Source organism: Lysinibacillus sp. FJAT-14745, assembly GCF_001275675.1.
Taxonomy (GTDB): domain Bacteria; phylum Bacillota; class Bacilli; order Bacillales_A; family Planococcaceae; genus Lysinibacillus.
The window spans coordinates 152,300-172,853 of the sequence record NZ_LITM01000004.1 but is presented as its reverse complement, the minus strand read 5'-3'; the positions used below and the strand labels follow the sequence as shown (position 1 = coordinate 172,853).

Genomic DNA, 20,554 nt, shown 5'->3' with positions numbered 1-20,554 from the left:
TTAGCTCAAATTGTTTTGCTGGCATCATGTTTGATGTCCAAAATTTTGTTTCGTTCACTAACTCAAGGTTAGCTACTGAAAACTTTATTGATTACGTTTTGCTTGTTCAGTTTTCAAGGTTCATATTGATGTCGTTGTTTTTCAGCAACTTCTTTATATTAACATTTAATTCAATTCATGTCAACAACTTTTTGAAATTGTTTTTTCGTTCGTTGAGTTTTTTCATTACGTCTTAGCGACAATTAATATAATACAATATTAATCAATTGAAAGTCAACAACTTTTTATAAAAAAAATATCGAGGTATTTTTCATACCTCGATTACTAGCATACTACAGTCCTTGCTCCATTTCTAGGGCTTCTTTATTTACCTTATAATGACGGTGGAATATCATTTCACTTTTCGCAACGATAGGTACAATTTGAATATAGCCTTTGTCCACTAAATATTCTACAAACACTTCTAAATCAACTGAGTAATTCATGAGCTCATTATGATCGTGCAATTCCTGAATTGTCCAACTCTCTTTTGTTTGCATTACTTCTAAAATATGTTGAGCGCCGTCCCGAGTACGTGAATGTATTAAAAACTCACTTGCTAAAAACAATAGTTCTAACCTTTTTTCGATCGGTTCATTACTTGTAACAAGCTCCTCGTATAATTTATAAATCGCTGGTTCTATTTTTTTCACCTGTGCCCAGACAGTTACTTCAGGATAAAGTCCACTATCAATGATGGATAAACGGCCCAAATGATGTAACGAATCTACTACATGATTATAAGCATCAAGATAACTACCCTTATCAAAGTATTCTTTTCCTTCTAAGTAACGTCGAATTAACTTTGAAAATTGAATGCCAGTTTTGATTTTACGACCACTAAACGGAAACTCCTGCAATTCAATTTTTAATTTATGAAGGAATTCATTACGATCAAATAATACTCTACCAAAGAAAATCCAATCGACCACTTTTTTATTTGAGCCAATAAGTAGCCATTTTCGTATTATTTTCTCAGTAACAGTATGTAAAGCTACTTTATGTCCTTCATATAAGTAATGTTTCGTAAAGACTGGCTTTTCTGCTTCCTTTACAATAATAAGTAAGACTGTATCAAATGTATCTGTAACATTACTTTTTTCTTCGCGTTTTCCCACTAAAATAACGCCTAATGTATTCGACTGACTTGCACGTTCCTGGTATATCGGACGCAAAACTTGTTCCATGTTCAGTCCCCCTCTATTTGCTAGTGACCTTTTATCCTCATATGGTGGGTGTCACGGATTTTCACCGGACTCAATAACGCCAAGCGAAATTGATTTCGTTAAAATTTCGACATACTCTAAAAGTATTCCTTCTTTCCACGTTATCAAAGCTAAAATACTTTGTTCTTATATGTTATAGTAGATTTTAGATTGGGAGGCAAGATGATAAATGAAACCTTACAAAAGTAAAATTAATAAAATCCGTTCATTCGCATTAGCACTTATTTTTATCGGCTTTGTAGTGATGTATGGGGGAATCTTCTTTAAAAACAGTCCTATTCTAGTATTAATTTTCATGACCCTTGGTGTACTTTGTATTATTGGTAGTACAGTCGTATATGCATGGATTGGATTGCTCTCAACAAAAGCCGTTCAAGTCGAATGCCCTAATTGCCATAAGCACACAAAAGTATTAGGTCGTGTAGATATGTGTATGTACTGCAATGAACCGTTAACACTGGATCCAACTCTAGAAGGAAAAGAGTTTGACCAATCTTATAATAAGACAAAAAATTCCTAGCCCCCATAAAGAGCTAGGAATTTTTTATTGTACTTTTGCAGGTACATCTTTACACGATGGACAAGTGCCGTAAATTTCTAAACGGTGCGCATGCACATCATAGCCTGTTACTTGTGATGCAAAATGTTCAATTTCGTCGAGACCAGGATAATGGAAGTCGACTATTTTTCCACAGCATTCACAAATCATATGATAATGATCATTTGTAACGAAATCAAAGCGACTTGAAGCATCACCAAAAGTTAGTTCTTTTACTAGACCAACTTCACGAAATACGCGAAGGTTATTATAGACGGTCGCTACACTCATATTTGGGAATTTCCCTTCAAGTGCTTTATAAATTTCATCGGCAGTTGGATGTGCCATTGTTTGAATTAAATATTCTAAAATAGCATGACGCTGAGGAGTAATACGAACACCAGTTGTTTTTAACGTGTCAAGTGCATCCTGTAAATGCGTTTCAGACATCACCATGCACCTCTTCCATAAAGATTATTAATTTATAATTGTTATAATTAGTGTATCGAATTACTCTTACTTCTGTCAACAATCATACACATTTCAGTTTAGCTTCTTCAATAGCCTCTTGATAAATCCATTATATTTTCTACATCTGTTTCACCACGTAACCACTTCTCTAGACTTGGTTTAAAGATTTCTAAGCTGCGTTCAACATAGCGAGATGAGTGACTTGAAATATGTGGAGACACAATGACATTCGGTAAAGTCCATAAAGGATGATTCTCAGCTAAAGGCTCTTGTTCAAAAACATCTAAAACAGTATAACCAATTTCACCTGCTTGAATGGCCTGTATCAAAACGTTTTCCTCTACTAAGTTTCCACGACCAAAATTCATGAAAATGGCATCATTTTTCATCGCTTTAAAATGTTGTTCTTTCAATAAATGTGTCGTCTCTTCTGTTTTAGGTAATACAGAAATGACAATATCAGCCTTAGGTAAAGCTTCGATTAATTGATCAAAGCTCACCATTTCATTCATATATGCCGCTTCGTTCCCTGAACGGTTACAGCCAATTGTCATAACACCGAATGCTTGCAATAAGCGACCTACTTCCGAGCCAATAGCTCCTGGCCCTAAAATAAGTGCTGTACTATCCCGCAGTTCGGTTTGTTTCGCTTTTTTTGACCATTCACTTTTCTTCTGCTGTTCATACATCCAAGGTAGCGCACGTTTAATCGCTAAAATATGGGCAAGCATTGATTCTGCCATTGGTGTTTTATGAATGCCACGTACATTCGAAACTAATATCCCTCGTTCAACAATAGCCTGAGCTGGCATTTTTTCGATCCCCGCTGAAGCTACAAAAATCCATTTAACCTTTGTTGCATACTGCATATTTTCATCATTTAAATCTTCACCATACGTGACAAGCACATCCGCTTTTTGTAGCTCATCGTTTGATAAGCCATTTTCAAAAATAAAATCAACCTTTGGAAATTCTGCTACTAGTGGCTCACGGAGATCTGGTCTTGGTTCAAACGTAAAATAAATTCTCATTGCGTCGCCTCCCGTTCTGCTAAATATGTATATACTTCTTCAATATGATTTTTTACACGTACTTTACGCCAAGCCTTTAAGAGATTTCCTTCTGTATCAATTAAAAATGTCGAACGTTCTATCCCCATATATTCACGTCCATACATCTTCTTCAGTACCCAGACTCCGTACGCCTCCGCTATCGCATGATCCTCATCCACTATTAGCGAGAATGGTAACCCATGCTTATCTATAAATTTGGTATGCTTTTTTGCATCGTCAGGACTAATGCCCAGTACAACTGCATTTAATTTACTAAAATCCTCATGCTTATCACGGAAGTCACAAGCCTCCGTCGTACAGCCTGGTGTCATATCTTTAGGATAAAAATATAAAATAACATTTTGTCCTTTGAAATCCGCTAATTTTACTATTTCTTCTTTTTCATTTATAAGGGAAAAATCAGGTGCTTTTTTACCTTCTATTAAAGCCATATCAATCTCCTCCTCTGTACGCTCTATTTTACTCTAAATAGCAAAACAAATCATATCCCTTAATTTCTTTGGATTTCTTGCACTGATAGGTCTACAATAGATGGAGTATAAAGATTTAGGAGGCAATATATATGAATCACACAAAATCTGAAGCAGTACACGCAGAAGCGCTACAGCATATCGTTGGTGGTGTAAATAGCCCTTCTCGTTCTTATAAAGCAGTTGGCGGAGGTTCACCTGTTGCAATGGCTCGTGGGAAAGGTGCATATTTTTGGGATGTTGATGGCAACCGTTATATCGACTATCTAGCAGCTTACGGTCCAATCGTTACTGGTCACGGTCACCCACATATCGCAAAGGCTATTACACACGCAGCTGAAAATGGAACTTTGTTTGGGACTCCAACTGAATACGAGGTTACTTTTGCTAAAATGCTAAAAGAAGCAATCCCATCTATGGATAAAGTACGCTTTAATAACTCTGGTACAGAAGCTGTCATGACAACAATTCGTGTTGCACGTGCTTATACTGGCCGTACAAAAGTTATGAAATTCGCTGGTTGCTACCATGGTCACTTTGACTTAGTACTAGTAGCCGCTGGTTCTGGTCCTGCAACATTAGGTACTCCAGACTCAGCTGGTGTTACAACTTCAACAGCAGAGGAAGTAATTACTGTACCATTTAACAACCCTGAAGCATTTACAGCAGCTATGGATAAATGGGGCGATCAAATCGCAGCTATTTTAATAGAGCCTATCGTTGGAAACTTCGGTATTGTAGAGCCTAACCCTGGCTTCCTAGAATTAGTTCATGCCACAGCAAAGGAAAAAGGTGCATTAACTATTTACGATGAAGTTATTACGGCTTTCCGCTTCCACTATGGTAGTGCTCAAACCTTATTAGGCTTAACACCTGACCTAACTGCACTTGGTAAAGTAATCGGTGGTGGTTTACCGATTGGTGCATACGGCGGTCGTAAAGAAATTATGGATACAGTGGCTCCGCTTGGACCTGCCTATCAAGCAGGCACAATGGCAGGAAACCCTGCATCTATGCAAGCTGGTATTGCCTGCCTAGAAGTATTACAAACTCCAGGAATTTATGACGAAATGGACCGTCTTGGAGCCATTTTAGAAGAAGGTATCTTGGCTGCAGCCAAAAAACATGATGTAACAATTACTGTTAATCGCCTTAAAGGTGCTCTTACAATTTACTTTACAGATGTGAAAGTAGAAAACTATGAGCAAGCTGAAAACTCAGACGGTGAGATCTTTGGACGCTTCTTTAAATTAATGCTTGCACAAGGCATTAATTTAGCGCCATCAAAATATGAAGCTTGGTTCTTAACAACAGAGCATACAGAAGCAGATATTCTTGAAACAATTAAAGCGGTAGATATTGCGTTTTCACAATTGTAATTTGTGAATACAAAGGCTAAACGCTTAGTGAGCAGTGAATTTAGAACAGTGTCTAAAATTAACGATAGCGATTAAAATTTAAAGACGACTCCTTTGTGGGTCGTCTTTTTCTTTAAATGACATACAAATCTATGTATTTTATGAGCACTTCCTTTTATAATGTAAAGAAGCATTAATTATGCAGTCTGAGTTCCTCTTTCAGCAGATGTCTTTTGTACCGAAAGCGTAGCGACAGGTACAGATATTTGGACACCTGCCGAAAAGTAACTAAACCGTATTTAGCTCATCCCTAATGAGGTGGGAAACTTCTACTGAATGAAGTTAAAATTTTAGACAGAAAGGACATCCATTTTCTATGAAATTAGGTGCCCGTGTATTTAAAACTGGTGTCGCCATCGTGTTTGCACTATTTATTGCTGAGCTGCTAGAGCTACCTTCCCCTGTTTTTGCAGGAATTGCAGCAATCTTTGCGATTCAGCCATCTATTTATCGCTCCTATCAAACAATTGTTGAGCAAGTACAAGCCAATATTATAGGAGCTACCATCGCGGTCATTTTTGGCTTGCTTTTTAGTCACCATGTAGTAGCAATTGGCATTGCAGTCATTGTTGCTATCGGTATCATGTTGAAATTTAAACTTGAAAAATCATTGTCTCTAGCACTTGTTACAGTTGTAGCTATTATGGAGTTTCAAGGAGATGACTTTCTTACATTTGGTCTTATTCGCTTTATTACCATATTAGTTGGGGTGTTAGCAGCATTTGTTGTCAATCTGTTCTTCCTACCACCAAAATATGAAGTAAAGCTTTTCCGTAAAATTTACTTTTTACAGGATGATATTATCCGATGGACGCGACTTGCTGTTCGCCAGGCATCTGAGCATACTTCTACAAAAGAAGCATTAAGCAAATTTAAGGCTCGTATGCAACGTGTTGATACACTGTATGATTTTTATAAGGAAGAGCGTAATTACTTTAAAAATAAAAAGTTTGTAAAAGCACGTAAATTAGTTGTTTATCGTCAAATGATCACAACGTCAAAGAAAAGTTTAGAGCTGTTACATCGTCTTCATAATCATGAAAACGAATTAGCACAGCTACCGACGCAATTTCATTTAATGATTCAAGAGCGACTTGATTTCCTGCTAACTTACCATGAGCAGCTATTATTAAAGTATACAGGGAAATTAAAGCCCGAACATTCCGAGTGGAGTAAAAACATCGATTATGTGCAGCGAAACGAATTAATGGAAATATTCATTAAACAGATCAGTTATGCGCATGAGGAAGGCGATACAGAATTCTCAAGCTATCACTTGCTTTATATTTTATCTCGTATTTTAGATTACGAAGAAAACCTAGAGCATTTAGATACGCTCATCGTGTCGTATCAAACTCATCATGGTCAAGAAATTAATGTGGAGTTTGAAGAGGAGTTTATTTAACGAACAAATGCGCTAAAGCGCTGGAGCCCGAAGCAAAAGTAAACGCTCCACCACTTTTGCCCGAGGGATCGAAGCGACCTCGAGGATGTAGCGCTTTAGCCTAGACGACTATGCTCTAGGTTATCCAAAGCAAAAAATCTATAGTTTCCTTAACTAAAAAAAACGATAGATTGGATTATACCATTCTGTCGTTTTTTAAATTTGATACATATATACTCTTTTAGTGAATAAGCCCCCTAAAGTAACAGTTTTACCTTAGAGGGAATACTATCCTTTTTCTAATGAACGGTTCAGTTACGCAATGCCATCAGTTTTTTCTCTGCTTGCTTATGCTGTACAATTTGTTCATCGCGCAACTTCCTATAATTAGCGATACCTAAAACAATGGTATCCCATATTTCTTCGAGAGTTTGTGTTGTTTCAGTCTGTTGTGCCATAGCAGTACTTAGTTCCACAGTTTCATTGCTAACTCCTCCGAATTGCTTCATACGCTTTTCAAAGGCTGCTACTGAATCATTTTGTAGTTTTTGACGTTTTTCATTAACCGCATTCATAATCCCCATTTTAAAAACAGGAATCGTTGTTACAAACGCATTATTAATTTGCTCCATTAGCTCACTATTACCATAACGAAGCATCTCAATTTGCGGGGCTGCTAAAATAGCAACCATACGTGATTTCTCAAGCTCTTCTATTTTTTGCTCGAGCAATTCAGCAATGGTTTGCAAACTATTTAGTTCCATTCTTGCTATTTGGTTGCCTGCTTCACTCTGCTTTTCATACATAGGTATTAATGTTGTCGAGACTTCATGTAATTTTAATTCTGCAGCTACTATATACTTTTCAAGGTCAAGATAATACATCAAATCTTCGTTATATAGTCGTGCAAGCATACGATTATCCTTTGCCAATGCTTCTTCCATTAGCACAAATTGATAATGTATCTTCTCTATATCTCTACCTAGAATATTGTACTTGGCAAACAAATCTTCCTCTTTTTTTTCTTCACGCTTAAACAATTTTCTAAAAAAACCTTTCTGCTCAATCACTTCCTTTTTATCAAATTTTGACATCAAGACTTCAAGCTGCTTTAATAAATCACTTGATTCATTTGCTTTAGATTGCGTTATCATGTTTAAAATTTGATCAGAGAAATGTGATAGTTTCGTTGCAGGCCCTTTACCCAATGCCATTAAATCTAGTTGATTTTTTATATTTATCTGATCTGCAATTTGCTTTACTTCCGCATTTTGACGTAATTGTTGTTTTGCTGCTTCTGCTGTTTCCAGTGTCAGTTGCTCAAGAGTAACAGGGTTATTTGACATCGTGCGCCTCCTTCCTAACCATCAGAAAAAGCGATTAAATAGTTTTTTTATCATTTTATCTGGTTTGTTTTTTTGTTGTTTTGGTTCTTCATATTGTAAATCAAACAACATGTGCTCCAAACGATGTACATCAAATGTATCCTCTTGCAAATATTTTTCTAAATCTAGTTTGCCTGTCGGATTGTATAATACAATATCAATACCGAAGCGATTTAAAAATGCAAGAAGCACAATATCCTCTCGAGATAAAGTTGGCTGCTGTGGCGCTTGATATAATACCAATTTCGGCACTTCTTGCGAATAATCAAAGCTTTGCAATAAACGCAGTATTTCTTGAGGGATCATGGTCATTTGCTTAAATAAAAATAATTGTAAGTCATACAAAGGTTCGTTCGGCTGTTGTTTCAGCATTGGCTGTTCACATGAAGTTTTTATCGTATGGGCGATTGCATGTTGTAGTTCTAATGTTAGATCGCCATATTGCCACCAATCACTTTGCACAATACGCTCTACTGATAGTTCACCATTCACTAAGCAATGCTTATAGTGAAATTGATAGTTGGCTCTACTAGTTGTCGTAAATGGAAACTCCTGTACAAATATAGTTTGTTGGCTAGCAAGCAGTTGATGCATATAATGCCAATATTCTTCACGTCTACTCGAAACACCACTTATTTTCGCAAAAATTACTGGGATTATCACTTCATCTTTTATTACTTCAAATTTCGGGCGAACCATGGCCTTCTCGTTTGCATAAATAAAAATATCATCGTATGTCATACGTAGCGTTAAAGAGCGAGGCAGGCAATCTTTAAACTGCCAAGGTCTAAACACACCCGATTGCTGATCATGCATTAATTGTTCGAAATGCTGACTTGAACGATAACCAACTGTCGCCTGACGGTCACGCATCTTATCAGGGAAAGGCTGTAACGTTGTTTGACTTACATAGGAATGCGTAATAGAAAACGTATCTGTAGGATCAATCTCTGCAAATTCATCAACTTTAGCTGGATGAAAAATCAATACATCGCAGCCAAGCTCCATTAATAATAATAAAAAATATCTCTGACTAATTGTTGTTTGGCCATACCAAACGACTTTTGGAAAGTCATCTGTCGGCTTCATCGATTTCGTCCATTCAATCCAATGGTTTTTTAACCACTTCACCATATCAATTAGAAATCGACGAAAATCATTTGCAAGTAAGCCTAGTGATTGTTGCTCTTGAAAACGTTCAACAACTCGAATCGTCGCTAGCTGTAAATGACGATTCATGTCGGCATCATCATGCTTCGGTATTAACTGATAACCAGACATCATAGCCACTAAACGACTAATAGATAAACCTTTAGGTATTTGCTGATGCTGCGTTAAAATATTTTGTAGTGCCTGAAAATCCTTTTGTTCTATATGTTTGTTTAATTCTTCACTTAAAATATGGATATTTGGCTTTTGTGACAATCTAAATAATGAATTAAAATAATCATCTTCTTCTATCGGTGCACCTAACACACGAACAGCAATGCGACTAAAACTCACCTGCTGCGCTGTTTCTTCATAAAATGCGCGACTCTTTGGTGAATCTTGGAACGCCTGTAGCCAATCATCCGGATCACGTTCTAGCACTGATTTAATTGTGATTGTTTGCATACAAACGTCACCTCCTCCAAAATCATCTTCCTTTGCACATGCTCAAAAATAACATATTCACGTCTATCCATTGTGTTGCATCACTTTTATTTACTTGCCGATTATTTAAATGAAACTTACTTATACAACTGTTTGCTTTGTAGCCAGTCTTAAAACTGCTTCAAGTAATTCTTTTGTAAATGCTTCACCACTGTGCACCGAATAGGTTGTATTCATTAACGTTCGTGGTTGTTTATCCTTTAAATCCCCATGATGAGGTGTATAAGCTATGTCAGCCATCGCAAGCATTCCGTAATCCATAATAGAATCGCCAGCCGCCACATGCAAATCATATGTACAAAGTTCTTTCATATACTCAATCGCCGCTTCCTTCGTTAGCACTTTAGGCATAAAATATAATTTTTTACCTTGTAGAAGAACATGCCAACCGTGTCCGTCAAATTCCTGGATAATTGCTTGTAATTCATCTGGGCGTAAAACATCTACATCAACATGATGAACATAAAATAGGTCATCTACGTAAAATGAACGCTGTAGCCATGTGTCCGATTTTATTGTATGAAAATGTTTTAGCATATCCCCCTGAGGAATGGAAGAGTCTTCAATACGCATACGTAATGTTTTTGTCCAAGGTTCATATGGACGACCCTTTTCTAATATTGTACCTCCATTACTCGTAATTGCAAAAGTAGGGCTCAAATCATTTATAAAATGGATTTGTTCATATTGATACAAAGCTCGTGTTGTTACTGGTACAAACTGCACCTGTTTATGTACCTGTTGCAATAATGGCGCAGTTACTTCTGTCATCATACTAATGATTTCATTCGCTCTTTGTTCAACTACAACCGTATCTGTTGCTGGCGGGAAATTATCCATCATGCGCCTTGAATAAATGAGTGTTCTATCTAAATCAGATGTAAATAATAGCATATTTATCTCCTCTATATTTCTTTAATAAGGCCGCAACATGCATACGACATATTTGGATATTCTTCTATTGGTACATTTCTTTCCTGTGCTAATAATAAGATGTGTTCAAGTTCATTCATGTTTTTGGGATTAATTAAAATCTTCCATGGAATTCGTCTTAGTAATACGCGTGTTGTTTCACCAACACCAGGTTTAATAAAATGAATATTATTAATACCAAATGCCTGTTGAATCGCTTGCACTGATTTCATGCCCTGCCAAGTAATCGGGGAGGTTGTTCGCTCCAGAAGTTGTTGTTCAACCTCCTTCTGCACGTTTTCAAAACATGTAGCTACACGATCTATGTATAAGTTTGACACATCTACATCCTCGAGTTCTTTATAGTATTTAGCCCCATGGAAGTCATTTTCATCCATAAATTGCAAATTCAAAACCGTACGACTCACCAACCCGGATACAGTGGAATTCAAACATGCTGAAGGGATTAAAAAATCTGTACGCGTTCCATAAATCGAAGCGCAATGTCCTGGATCAGCCAACACAGCCAAATTTGCACTCAGTTGCTCTTTATGATTTGCATTGAACTTTTCACATGACTGTAGCAATTCCTTTGTGATGGCACCTTTACCTGTCCAGCCATCGATAAATTGAATAAATGCTTGAGAGTGTTTAGCAAAAATGTAACGAATAGCTGTCTCATCAAAACCTCGACCACGAAGAATGGATATGGAGTAATGAGGGACACAGACACTATAGCGCATTTTAATATAACGTTTAATTAAAATGCCTATTGGAGTACCTGCCCTTGCTAAACTCACAAGTACTAAATTTTCTAAACCATGATGTTCTACAATTTGTTCAGCCACAATACCAACAGCTAATGCAATCCGTTCTTCATAGACACTTAAAGTTTCATGAAAAAGTGCCATATACGCCTCGGTTGGATGATATTCGACTGGCAACATTTCTGAATAATGCGTACCAGATTGGATAAGACGTTCACGTTTTTCATTATCCAATTCAAGTAAGACATTACTAATATCACGAAATAAAAAAACAACATCTTCAGGTGCATAGCTACCCATTTTATCTGGCTGCATAATTGAGATCATTATTCTTCCTCCACTTCATGCATACAAACTACATAAATTTTTGCGTTACTTACAGACTGCAATGCTTTCACAAATCGTGCTAAAATTTCTTTATTTGCAATACGTTCCACAATTACAAATAGTTCCGAGTAAGGGTGACTTTGTACATTATATAAATAGTTTTCAACACCATTATTTTCAGGACATTCAAAAGCGATTTTTTCTGTTATTGTATAGTCTTCATGATTTGTACAATAAATCGGACTTCGTGTTGTTGATTGAAAATAAACATCTTTACCTAAGTAAGCGGCAATTTGCATTGGGACATACATAAACTCACCTGTTCCAATTACTAGTGCTGGTCCATGTGTTCGTAGTTTTTTTAATTGCTTGGCGATTGCCTGTAATGCATCCTTTTGCTTGCTATGCTGCTCAGACGTCAACATAAATCTTCCGGTCGCTAGCATATAGGGTTCACGGTTTTCTAGACCGTTCTCCGCAATAGAACGATAATATCTACGCTCACCCGTTTCTTTTATCGGTAATAGCGATATATCTTGTGCAACACATTCCATTGCTCTTTTTTGGCTACTTGTTAAAAGCGGTGTACCACCACAGCTAAAGTGACCACCCATAATCGCTATAAAATCAACCGATACATGCCACTTCTCCTCTAATTGCTTAAAAACGGCTTGCTGTTGTTCAGAACGCCAGTCTAAAATGGATAGCACCGTATAATGCTTGACTAAAGGAAATTTCCTACGTAACGTATTAATAATATTAACGACCGTATTTCCAGTTGTGATCTCATCATCAATTAATATAATGCGCTTTGCATGTAACAATTTTTCAGGTTCTTCCGTATAAATATTATGGCTAGTCGCATGTGAATGTTCTTCTTCAAATGTAACAAATGGTTCGAAGTCAGGTAGTACTTCTCGTGTCGTATGGATATACATAGCATTCGATTGAAACGTATTAAACACAGCGTGACCAAGTGCTGTTGCTGTTTCTGCAAATCCAATAAACAATGTTTCCTCAGGCAGTGTCATACATGCATCCATAGATAGTTGTAAATCATCCTGCTCATTGAAAGTTTTAAGTGCCTGTACAATAGATGTAATGCTATTTACTTCTTGATCAACAAGTCTCTGATAATACATCATTGCTAGGAGATTTCCTGTAAGCAATGGTACTTGTGGACGAACAGCTAAATGTTTTCCAAGAACCGTACTCACAAATAAAAATTGTCTTTTCTTATTAATACGTGCTGCCATTTTAAATAAATCTGTGACTGCAAAATCATATGGATTATGTGTGATATCAATCTCTATTTCATAACTTTGAAGAATATTTAACTTATTTTTTAATTGTTGCATTGACAGACACTACTCCCTATCTCTGAATTTAATAAAAGTGAGGCAAAATCTATGGACTCGTTATAGACTCCATATACATGTGCCTGACGCAAAATTCGCTGTGCCCATCTCATATGTGGTTTTATTTCGTTCATTTTATTGGCATAATGACTTTTCAAAACACCTTTTTGACCATCATTATTTTCTACAATACTTAGCGCATCTAAATATTCCTCATAGGAAATAGCATATAATGCATGTACAACACGAATATGGCTAGGGTGAATAACTGTTTTACCTAATATTCCATTCTGTCTGTCCATCAATACTTCCTTCATTAATCCATCTAAACAATCATCTAACAATGCTTTGCGTGTAGCAAGTGCCCCCTTTTCACTAAACGGTGTTACTCTTAATTCTGGTTTCAATACACGTTGATTACTAAAATACTCCCACACAGGCCCAGAAATGATAAAGTCATCTTCTTCACGACCTAGTACATTGACAATATCAGCAAAACAATCTCGGATCACACTTATATCATAAATTGTCGAATCCATACGGCGCCGAATGCCATATATTCCGCAAAAATCAGTTGCACCTATACGCACGTTTAATACTCGCTGTCGGTATTGCTGCAGGACTTCTTTAATAGCAAATAATGCATCCATACGAGATTCCTTATATAAAACGTCATGACTTTCTAAAATCGGCATACCATATAAAGTTAATTGATGCTGTTGAATCGTTTGCTCCAATAATTCAAAATAAATAGCCCCTTGCGCTGCTGTAAATTTAGGAAACACATAACCCGTTAATACTTCTTGTCGCTCTCCTAGCTCGGCGGTTAAATATCGGAATTGTTCGATATTTCGCACGCGAATAAATATTAGCGGTAATTCCTGAGGTAGTAGTTGTTTATTGCTATAGAGCATATATAATTCACTAATATCACCTATCAATTTCGCTTCACAGCTCTCTAATTCTGTATCTCCTACTGCATCCTCTAAATCTATGACCAGTGATGCCAGCTCTTTATATTTTCGTGATTGTATTATACTCACAATATTAGGCATGGATGCTGGCATATACAAAGTCGCACCCAAGGCATATGACAAAATATCTGGCTTTTCCCATTTTGTAAAAGGCTGTGGCTTTTTATAAAAAATCGTCTCTGCTTCCGTTGCAAAATGTTGCAAATTAATCCCCTCCTCAGTAAGAAGTATACCTTGTAAAAAAGCACTGCATCGGCCTGCTTCTACAGACCAATACAGTGCCATGGTTACACAGTTGCTTTCTTATTCATCTTGTGCACAGCAAATGTTAATAAGAATGCCGTTTACTTTATTGTAGGCCAAATGTGTTAATTAATGCTGCTAATCCACCTTTATAGCCTGAGCCTACTGCGGCAAATTTCCACTCGCCATTATGACGGTACAGCTCACAAAATACGACAGCTGTTTCAATACTGAAATCCTCACCTAAATCATAGCGCAGTACTTCTGACCCTGAGTCTTCATTCGTTAAACGAACATATGCATTCAACACTTGTCCGAAATTTTGGTGACGTCCTTCTGCATCGTAAATTGTAACAGTCACAACAATCTTTTCAATTTGAGGAGATACTTGCTTTAAGTTCACAAGAATTTTTTCATCGTCCCCATCGCCTTCACCTGTACGATTATCACCAATATGCTCGACAGATTGGTCTGAACTCTTTAAATTATTGTAGAAAATAAAATCTTGCTCATTACGGCATTTCCCAGACGCATCTAGTAAAAATACAGATGCATCTAAGTCAAAGTCTTGCCCACCATCGAATTGTTTCACATCCCAGCCTAATCCAATACCTATGTTATTTAAGCCTGGATTTTGCTTTGTTAAATCAATACGTTGCCCTTTACTTAATTGAATACCCATTAGAATTCCCCTTCATTGTTTAATGATAAATTTTAGTTTACATCTAAGCCATAATCGTTACAAAGAACAGCCAATCCACCTTGGTAACCAGCACCAACTGCATTAAACTTCCATTCACCGTTATGGCGATACAGTTCACCTACAACAATAGCTGTTTCAATACTGAAATCTTCCCCTAAATCATAACGTATTAGTTCCTCAGTTGAAGCTGCATTCATAATACGAATGTATGCATTAGAAACCATACCGAAGTTTTGGCTACGCGCCTCTGCCTCATGGATTGTTACAGTGAATGCTATTTTTTGTATATGTGCAGGTACTTGAGTTAAAGCTACTTTTACCACTTCATCATCGCCATCGCCAATACCTGTTAGATTATCACCAGAGTGTTCAACTGAACCGTTGCCGCCTGTTGAATTATTATAGAAGATAAAATCATTTTGATCTGCTACTTTCCCTGTATCAGCAAGTAAAAATACAGATGAATCTAAATCAAAATCATTTCCACCATCATATTTATTTGTATCCCAGCCTAAACCAACAACAACATTTGTTAACCCTGGATTTGATTTTGTTAAATCTACCTTTTGACCTTTTTGCAATGAAATTCCCATTATTCTATTCCTCCTATATTTTAAATTATTGATATCTTCGAACTACATCGCCAAGCTTCATATCGTTAGTACCTGTGCCAACAGCAGCGAACTTCCACTCATTATTATGACGATAAATCTCACCACAAATGAGCGTCGTTAAGTTCGAATAATTATCAGTTAAATTATAACGAATTAATTCATTTCCAGTCCTGTCATCATACACACGAATATATGCATTTTGAATCATTCCAAAGTGTTGGTTACGTCCTGCAGCATCATAGATATTCACGACAAACGCAAGCTTGTTATATTGCGTTGGTACAGAAGATAACTCGATTGTGATAACTTCATCATCCCCATCTCCATCACCCGTTAAATTGTCGCCTGAATGTCCGACAGAACCACATGTACTTGTTAATTTCCCAAAGTAAACAACGTCATCTCCTGCTAGAACCTTATCATCTTGTAGCATTAATACAGATGAATCACAATCGATACTTCTTTCACTACTTTCATTTTTACTTGAAAATAAACCGCCTAAGAAGCCACCACTTTTTCCTTGGCTTACAGGGTCCCACCCTAAACCAACTTTAATTTTATTTAAACCTGCATTACCTTTTGTTAAATCAACACGTTGCCCTTTTTGCAAATTAATTCCCAACTTCAACAACCTCCTGCAAATTGTATGTACTCCACCAAATTATTGTATGTAAATGAAAAAATTTACACACATTAAAGCAAAGTTGCCTAACTATCGGTGATCAGCCAATATATCTCAATTTTAAAATAATACTACAAAAAACTCAATAAACGAATCCATAAAAAGGTTTTGTCTCTTTTCTTATTTTCTCTTCTAATGCTTTTATTAAATTTCTACTTTTAGAAGACGTTCCTGCTGAAAAAGTGTTTCCATTTCCTTACATCTTTTTTTTGACAGACCAATAAAAATCAAAAAAGCTTCTAACGCGTAGAAGTTTTTTTGATTTTACTATCAACTTTTCATTTTTGGATCAAGCGCATCACGTAGACCGTCCCCCATTAAATTAAAACCGAGAACCGTTAACATAATGGCCAAGCCTGGGAAAATCATCGTCCACGGCGCCTTTAATAAAAATATGCGGGCATCCGCTAGCATTTTCCCCCATTCTGGTGCTGGTGCTTGAGCTCCTAATCCAAGGAAGCCTAATGCCGCCGCTTCAATTATCGCTGTCGCTATCGCTAGCGTTCCTTGTACGATAATTGGCGTCATCGAGTTTGGCAAAATATGCGAGAATAAAATTCGGGAATCACGCATTCCAATCGCCTTTGCTGCTACGATATACTCCTCTTCCTTTACACTCAATACTTTCGAACGAATTAAGCGCCCGAAATTCGGCACGTTAATAATGGCAATGGCAATCAATGCATTTTGTAAAGATGGTCCAAGTACTGCCACTACCGCAATCGCTAGTAAAATACTAGGGAATGCTAACAGAATATCGAAAATACGCGAGATTATCGTATCAATCCATCTCCCATAATAACCCGCAATAATGCCCAGGAAACTACCTACAATTACAGAAAGAATAACCGAAAAAAAGCCTACCTTCAAAGAAATACTAGCTCCATGTATAACTCTTGAGAAAATATCCCGACCAAAGTCATCTGTGCCAAACCAATGCTCACTTGACGGTGCTAATAAACGCTTCGAAAGATTTTGTTCATTAATTCCTTCAGGAGCAATCATCGGGCCAAATATAGCTAGTAAAATAAAAAATAGTACAATGCCTGCACCTACTAGGGAGATTTTGCTCTTTTTAAAGCTACGCCAGCCTTCTCTCCAAGGACCTGCCGCTCGTTCACGACCTGGTGCTGCTTCTGTTTTTATATTTATCGCTCCAGTCATTATCGCTTCTCCCCTCTATTTGTATTTAATCCGTGGATCTATCACCGTATACAGTAAATCCACAATTAAGTTAATCATGATAAAAATAAATGCAATTACTAAAATACCTGATTGAATAACAGGATAGTCTCGGAAGCCAATGGCATCATAAATATAACGACCAATTCCAGGCCAGCTGAAAATCGTCTCTGTTAATATGGCACCACCTAATAGTAACCCTGTTTGCAAACCGATTACTGTTAACACCGGGATAACTGCATTTTTCAATGCATGCTTATAAACAACAATAAACATTTTTTGCCCCTTTGCTCTAGCGGTGCGTACATAGTCAGAGCGCATTACTTCAAGCATAGACGACCTAGTCATTCTTGCAATAATTGCCATCGGAATTGTCGCGAGAGCCATACCCGGTAATATTAATCGCTTTAATACTTCCGAAAATTGATCAAAGCGGCCATGTATGAGCGTATCCAGTAAATAAAAATGAGTAATGGCGGTTATTGGATCTCGCACATCTTCTCGACCAGATGTCGGGAACCAGCCGAGCTGATTACTGAAAGCCCATTGTTCCATTAAACCGAGCCAGAAAACTGGTACAGACACCCCGATTAATGCAACTATCATTGCCACATAGTCGAACCAAGAATTTTGGAACCATGCAGAAATAATGCCTGCATTTACGCCGATTATCACTGCGATAATCATGGCAAATAGCGCTAGCTCGGCTGTCGCCGCTAAATACGGGAAAATTTCCTCTGATACAGGTAATTTAGTACGCAATGATACGCCTAAATCCCCCTGAAAAATGCCACCTAAATAACTAAAATATTGCGTATACCATGGATTATTTAATCCTAAACTTGCGTTTAACGCTTCGACCGCTTCTTTCGTTGCCTGCTGTCCTAAAATTACTTGTGCTGGATTACCAGGAATTGCACGAATTAACATGAAAACGATAAAAGTCATTCCAAGCAAAACTGGGATTAATTGAAATAAACGCCTTCCCATATAGTGAAGCATCTTCTTCACCCCTCTGTTATTTTCATAATATACTTTTGCATCAAAAGCATTGAAGTCTCTACGCATACTGTTGAAAGGGTCAGCCTTCACCAAACGGTTTTAACTTCTTTCAGCAACTCTCTTTTGTAGCGAATGCAAAGCGTCAGCTACAAATGTTTTTTGTAACGTAAGTGAAGCGTCCGTTACAAATATCTTTTGTACCGTAGCGACAGGTACAGAAGTCTCCCACCTCTATAGATGGTGAGATGAATGCGGATTTAAGCTACTTCATGTTGGCCTAAAGCCTCCGGCGGATGTCACGGAATCGCAAAGGAATTCTTTGTGCCAGCACGAAGCCGATTCCAGCCGCAATTATGCCGAGGCATAATTGATCGTTTTGATGATTGGTCTTCCATACAGAAAAAATCATTCCAACTGTAAAAAGAATCTGCGAGATTTCCACGGCTTACCCGCAGAAAGCAAGCAGATTCTTTAAAATTCTCTCTTATGTCTGGATTGGCCTTTTAACCTACTTCATATCTACATTAGCTAAATGGTCAGAACCTGTTGGATGTGCAATATAGTTTATAACCTTAGCGTTAGCAGCTAAAATTGGAGTAGAGTGAGCAAGTGGAACCCATGGCGCATCTTTAGAGATGATCTCTTGTGCTTGCTTGTAAAGTTCATTACGCTTGTCCTCATTAATTTCAGTTTGTGCAGCTACTAAAAGTTTGTGTAATTCTTTATTGTCATAGAAAGTATAGTTGTTGGAACCAATGTTATCCCCGTCTAATAGGGTATAAAGGAAGTTATCCGCATCTCCGTTATCACCTGTCCAACCAAGTAAGAACGCATCTGCTTCACCTTTTTGTGCTTTTTCTAAATACGTAGCCCATTCAAAAGATACAATTTCAGATTTGATTCCAACATCATCTAGATTCTTTTGGATCGCTTCTGCAATTTTTTTGCCATCTGGCATATACGGACGTGGTACAGGCATAGCCCACAGTTGAATTTTTTTACCATCATAGCCAGCCTCAGCTAGTAATGCTTTAGCTTTTTCTGGATCATATTCATAGCCTTTAATGGCATCATTGTAGCCAGCAATTACTGGAGGCATAGGATTTTTCGCTGGCTCTGCTAAGCCTTCATAAAATGCATCTACTAATGCTTGTTTATCGATTGCATAATTTACTGCTTGACGAACTTTTACATTATCAAATGGTGGACGTGTTACCGTTAATCCAAGATAACCAACATTCATAGATGGACGTTCGATTAATTGTAATTTAGAGTTTGATTCGATTGAAGCTTTATCAGATGGACTTAAGCCATCCGCAACATCAACCTCACCGTTAGTTAATGAATTTAAGCGTGTAGAGTTTTCTGGAATTGATTTATAAATTACTTTATCTAATTTCGGTAAACCATCGATATAGTAATCTGGATTTTTCTCAATAGTAATTGCATCATTACGTACCCAGCTCACAAATTTGAATGGACCCGTACCTACTGGATTTGTAGATAATCCTTCTTCATCTGCTTCAAAAGCTTTTGGAGAAGCAATTGCAAACGGAGACATTGCTAAATTTTTCAGGAATGGTGCCTGCGGCTGGCTAAGCTTGAAGACAACAGTATGATCATCTTTAGCAGTTACCGATTCAATCACTTGCTTGTCGCCTACTACAAATTGGGAGCTGAAATATGGGAATTTATCAGCACCAGCTTTCCAGCGTTCGAAATTTTTAACAACTGCTTCTGCATTGAAATCAGTGCCATCATGGAACTTTACACCTTCTTGAAGCTGGAATGTGTATGTTAAACCATCTTTTGACGGCTCCCATGATTTCGCTAAACCTGGTTGAATCGTTACATCTCGTTCGCCGAAATTAACCAGCGTTTCATATATATTTGCTGTAACCGTGAATGATTCACCATCAGTTACAACTGCGGGATCTAGTTTTACTGAATCGCCACCCCGGCCATATACTAATGTTTTTGGTCCACCACTGCTAGCTTTATCGCCACCACTTGAAGTATCTTTACTACCCGTATCCTTAGTATCTGAGCCGCCACAAGCTGCTAAGATTGTCGAGAGAACAAGGATAAGCATTACACCCAAAGTCCAAAGCTTCTTTTTCTTCATTGATTTTC

Annotated in this window: 19 protein-coding genes; 3 read left to right on the top strand and 16 right to left on the bottom strand. The window is 37.3% G+C overall.

The genetic code is table 11. The features are described from left to right. Window positions 1–332 precede the first annotated feature (332 nt). Complete coding sequence (locus tag AMS59_RS07345; protein WP_053483096.1) at window positions 333–1,226, bottom strand: nucleotidyltransferase-like protein; 894 nt, start codon at window positions 1,224–1,226, stop codon at window positions 333–335. 208 nt (window positions 1,227–1,434) lie between these two features. Between AMS59_RS07345 and AMS59_RS07340 the strand changes: the two genes are divergently transcribed. Further along, on the top strand, window positions 1,435–1,785 hold the full coding sequence (locus AMS59_RS07340; RefSeq protein ID WP_053483095.1) for a YgzB family protein: 351 nt from the start codon (window positions 1,435–1,437) through the stop codon (window positions 1,783–1,785). A 24-nt stretch (window positions 1,786–1,809) separates the two neighbouring features. On the opposite strand, the gene perR is transcribed toward AMS59_RS07340, so the two are convergent. From perR to bcp, 3 genes are all read right to left on the bottom strand, one after another. Beyond that, the gene (perR, locus tag AMS59_RS07335) at window positions 1,810–2,253 is read right to left on the bottom strand and encodes a peroxide-responsive transcriptional repressor PerR (RefSeq protein WP_053483094.1); all 444 of its coding nucleotides are present in this window, start codon (window positions 2,251–2,253) and stop codon (window positions 1,810–1,812) included. A 107-nt stretch (window positions 2,254–2,360) separates the two neighbouring features. Further along, window positions 2,361–3,305, bottom strand: coding sequence for a D-2-hydroxyacid dehydrogenase (locus tag AMS59_RS07330; RefSeq protein ID WP_053483093.1), 945 nt, complete (start codon window positions 3,303–3,305; stop codon window positions 2,361–2,363). Continuing rightward, on the bottom strand, window positions 3,302–3,778 hold the full coding sequence (gene bcp, locus AMS59_RS07325; RefSeq protein WP_053483092.1) for a thioredoxin-dependent thiol peroxidase: 477 nt from the start codon (window positions 3,776–3,778) through the stop codon (window positions 3,302–3,304). Before bcp ends, AMS59_RS07330 begins: the two co-directional genes overlap by 4 nt. Before the next feature lie 131 nt (window positions 3,779–3,909). Between bcp and AMS59_RS07320 the strand changes: the two genes are divergently transcribed. Together AMS59_RS07320 and AMS59_RS07315 are read left to right on the top strand one after the other, a co-directional pair. Then, window positions 3,910–5,196: a glutamate-1-semialdehyde 2,1-aminomutase gene (locus AMS59_RS07320; protein WP_053483091.1), complete on the top strand. Its 1,287-nt coding sequence runs from the start codon at window positions 3,910–3,912 to the stop codon at window positions 5,194–5,196. 355 nt (window positions 5,197–5,551) lie between these two features. Next, the gene (locus AMS59_RS07315) at window positions 5,552–6,640 is read left to right on the top strand and encodes an aromatic acid exporter family protein (protein WP_053483090.1); all 1,089 of its coding nucleotides are present in this window, start codon (window positions 5,552–5,554) and stop codon (window positions 6,638–6,640) included. Between the two features lie 290 nt (window positions 6,641–6,930). Here AMS59_RS07315 and AMS59_RS07310 read toward each other — a convergent pair whose 3' ends face one another. From AMS59_RS07310 to AMS59_RS07255, 12 genes are all read right to left on the bottom strand, one after another. Then, window positions 6,931–7,965, bottom strand: coding sequence for a toxic anion resistance protein (locus tag AMS59_RS07310; RefSeq protein ID WP_053483089.1), 1,035 nt, complete (start codon window positions 7,963–7,965; stop codon window positions 6,931–6,933). Window positions 7,966–7,986: 21 nt separating this feature from the next. Further along, on the bottom strand, window positions 7,987–9,618 hold the full coding sequence (locus AMS59_RS07305; protein ID WP_053483088.1) for a YceG family protein: 1,632 nt from the start codon (window positions 9,616–9,618) through the stop codon (window positions 7,987–7,989). 120 nt (window positions 9,619–9,738) lie between these two features. Next, a complete protein-coding gene (locus AMS59_RS07300) occupies window positions 9,739–10,551 on the bottom strand; it encodes a hypothetical protein (RefSeq protein WP_053483087.1) in 813 nt (270 codons plus the stop codon). An 11-nt stretch (window positions 10,552–10,562) separates the two neighbouring features. Then, window positions 10,563–11,663, bottom strand: a complete 1,101-nt coding sequence (locus AMS59_RS07295) for a cysteine protease StiP family protein (RefSeq protein ID WP_053483086.1) — start codon at window positions 11,661–11,663, stop codon at window positions 10,563–10,565. Next, entirely contained in the window at window positions 11,663–13,021 is a 1,359-nt protein-coding gene (locus AMS59_RS07290) for a phosphoribosyltransferase family protein (protein WP_053483085.1), read from the bottom strand. Before AMS59_RS07290 ends, AMS59_RS07295 begins: the two co-directional genes overlap by 1 nt. Further along, window positions 13,009–14,199 (bottom strand): HpcH/HpaI aldolase/citrate lyase family protein, encoded by a 1,191-nt coding sequence (locus AMS59_RS07285; protein WP_053483084.1) that lies wholly within the window; start codon window positions 14,197–14,199, stop codon window positions 13,009–13,011. The genes AMS59_RS07290 and AMS59_RS07285 overlap by 13 nt, the downstream gene beginning before the upstream one ends. Before the next feature lie 145 nt (window positions 14,200–14,344). After that, window positions 14,345–14,920 carry a TerD family protein gene (locus AMS59_RS07280; RefSeq protein ID WP_053483083.1) on the bottom strand — a complete coding sequence of 192 codons (576 nt, stop codon included), beginning with the start codon at window positions 14,918–14,920 and terminating at the stop codon, window positions 14,345–14,347. Between the two features lie 32 nt (window positions 14,921–14,952). Beyond that, window positions 14,953–15,534, bottom strand: coding sequence for a TerD family protein (locus AMS59_RS07275; protein ID WP_053483082.1), 582 nt, complete (start codon window positions 15,532–15,534; stop codon window positions 14,953–14,955). A 25-nt stretch (window positions 15,535–15,559) separates the two neighbouring features. After that, window positions 15,560–16,177, bottom strand: coding sequence for a TerD family protein (locus AMS59_RS07270; protein WP_053483081.1), 618 nt, complete (start codon window positions 16,175–16,177; stop codon window positions 15,560–15,562). 330 nt (window positions 16,178–16,507) lie between these two features. Next, window positions 16,508–17,401, bottom strand: a complete 894-nt coding sequence (gene nikC, locus AMS59_RS07265) for a nickel transporter permease (protein ID WP_053483080.1) — start codon at window positions 17,399–17,401, stop codon at window positions 16,508–16,510. Window positions 17,402–17,416: 15 nt separating this feature from the next. After that, window positions 17,417–18,421, bottom strand: a complete 1,005-nt coding sequence (locus AMS59_RS07260; RefSeq protein WP_053483079.1) for an ABC transporter permease — start codon at window positions 18,419–18,421, stop codon at window positions 17,417–17,419. 508 nt (window positions 18,422–18,929) lie between these two features. Then, window positions 18,930–20,546 carry an ABC transporter substrate-binding protein gene (locus AMS59_RS07255; RefSeq protein ID WP_053483078.1) on the bottom strand — a complete coding sequence of 539 codons (1,617 nt, stop codon included), beginning with the start codon at window positions 20,544–20,546 and terminating at the stop codon, window positions 18,930–18,932. Between the last annotated feature and the right edge of the window lie 8 nt (window positions 20,547–20,554).

Coding starts and splice junctions, on each gene's coding strand:
- AMS59_RS07345 (WP_053483096.1), bottom strand. CDS start 1,226: ATGGAACAAGTTTTGCGTCCGATATACCAGGAACGTGCAAGTCAGTCG.
- AMS59_RS07340 (WP_053483095.1), top strand. CDS start 1,435: ATGAAACCTTACAAAAGTAAAATTAATAAAATCCGTTCATTCGCATTA.
- perR (WP_053483094.1), bottom strand. CDS start 2,253: ATGTCTGAAACGCATTTACAGGATGCACTTGACACGTTAAAAACAACT.
- AMS59_RS07330 (WP_053483093.1), bottom strand. CDS start 3,305: ATGAGAATTTATTTTACGTTTGAACCAAGACCAGATCTCCGTGAGCCA.
- bcp (WP_053483092.1), bottom strand. CDS start 3,778: ATGGCTTTAATAGAAGGTAAAAAAGCACCTGATTTTTCCCTTATAAAT.
- AMS59_RS07320 (WP_053483091.1), top strand. CDS start 3,910: ATGAATCACACAAAATCTGAAGCAGTACACGCAGAAGCGCTACAGCAT.
- AMS59_RS07315 (WP_053483090.1), top strand. CDS start 5,552: ATGAAATTAGGTGCCCGTGTATTTAAAACTGGTGTCGCCATCGTGTTT.
- AMS59_RS07310 (WP_053483089.1), bottom strand. CDS start 7,965: ATGTCAAATAACCCTGTTACTCTTGAGCAACTGACACTGGAAACAGCA.
- AMS59_RS07305 (WP_053483088.1), bottom strand. CDS start 9,618: ATGCAAACAATCACAATTAAATCAGTGCTAGAACGTGATCCGGATGAT.
- AMS59_RS07300 (WP_053483087.1), bottom strand. CDS start 10,551: ATGCTATTATTTACATCTGATTTAGATAGAACACTCATTTATTCAAGG.
- AMS59_RS07295 (WP_053483086.1), bottom strand. CDS start 11,663: ATGATCTCAATTATGCAGCCAGATAAAATGGGTAGCTATGCACCTGAA.
- AMS59_RS07290 (WP_053483085.1), bottom strand. CDS start 13,021: ATGCAACAATTAAAAAATAAGTTAAATATTCTTCAAAGTTATGAAATA.
- AMS59_RS07280 (WP_053483083.1), bottom strand. CDS start 14,920: ATGGGTATTCAATTAAGTAAAGGGCAACGTATTGATTTAACAAAGCAA.
- AMS59_RS07275 (WP_053483082.1), bottom strand. CDS start 15,534: ATGGGAATTTCATTGCAAAAAGGTCAAAAGGTAGATTTAACAAAATCA.
- nikC (WP_053483080.1), bottom strand. CDS start 17,401: ATGACTGGAGCGATAAATATAAAAACAGAAGCAGCACCAGGTCGTGAA.
- AMS59_RS07260 (WP_053483079.1), bottom strand. CDS start 18,421: ATGCTTCACTATATGGGAAGGCGTTTATTTCAATTAATCCCAGTTTTG.
- AMS59_RS07255 (WP_053483078.1), bottom strand. CDS start 20,546: ATGAAGAAAAAGAAGCTTTGGACTTTGGGTGTAATGCTTATCCTTGTT.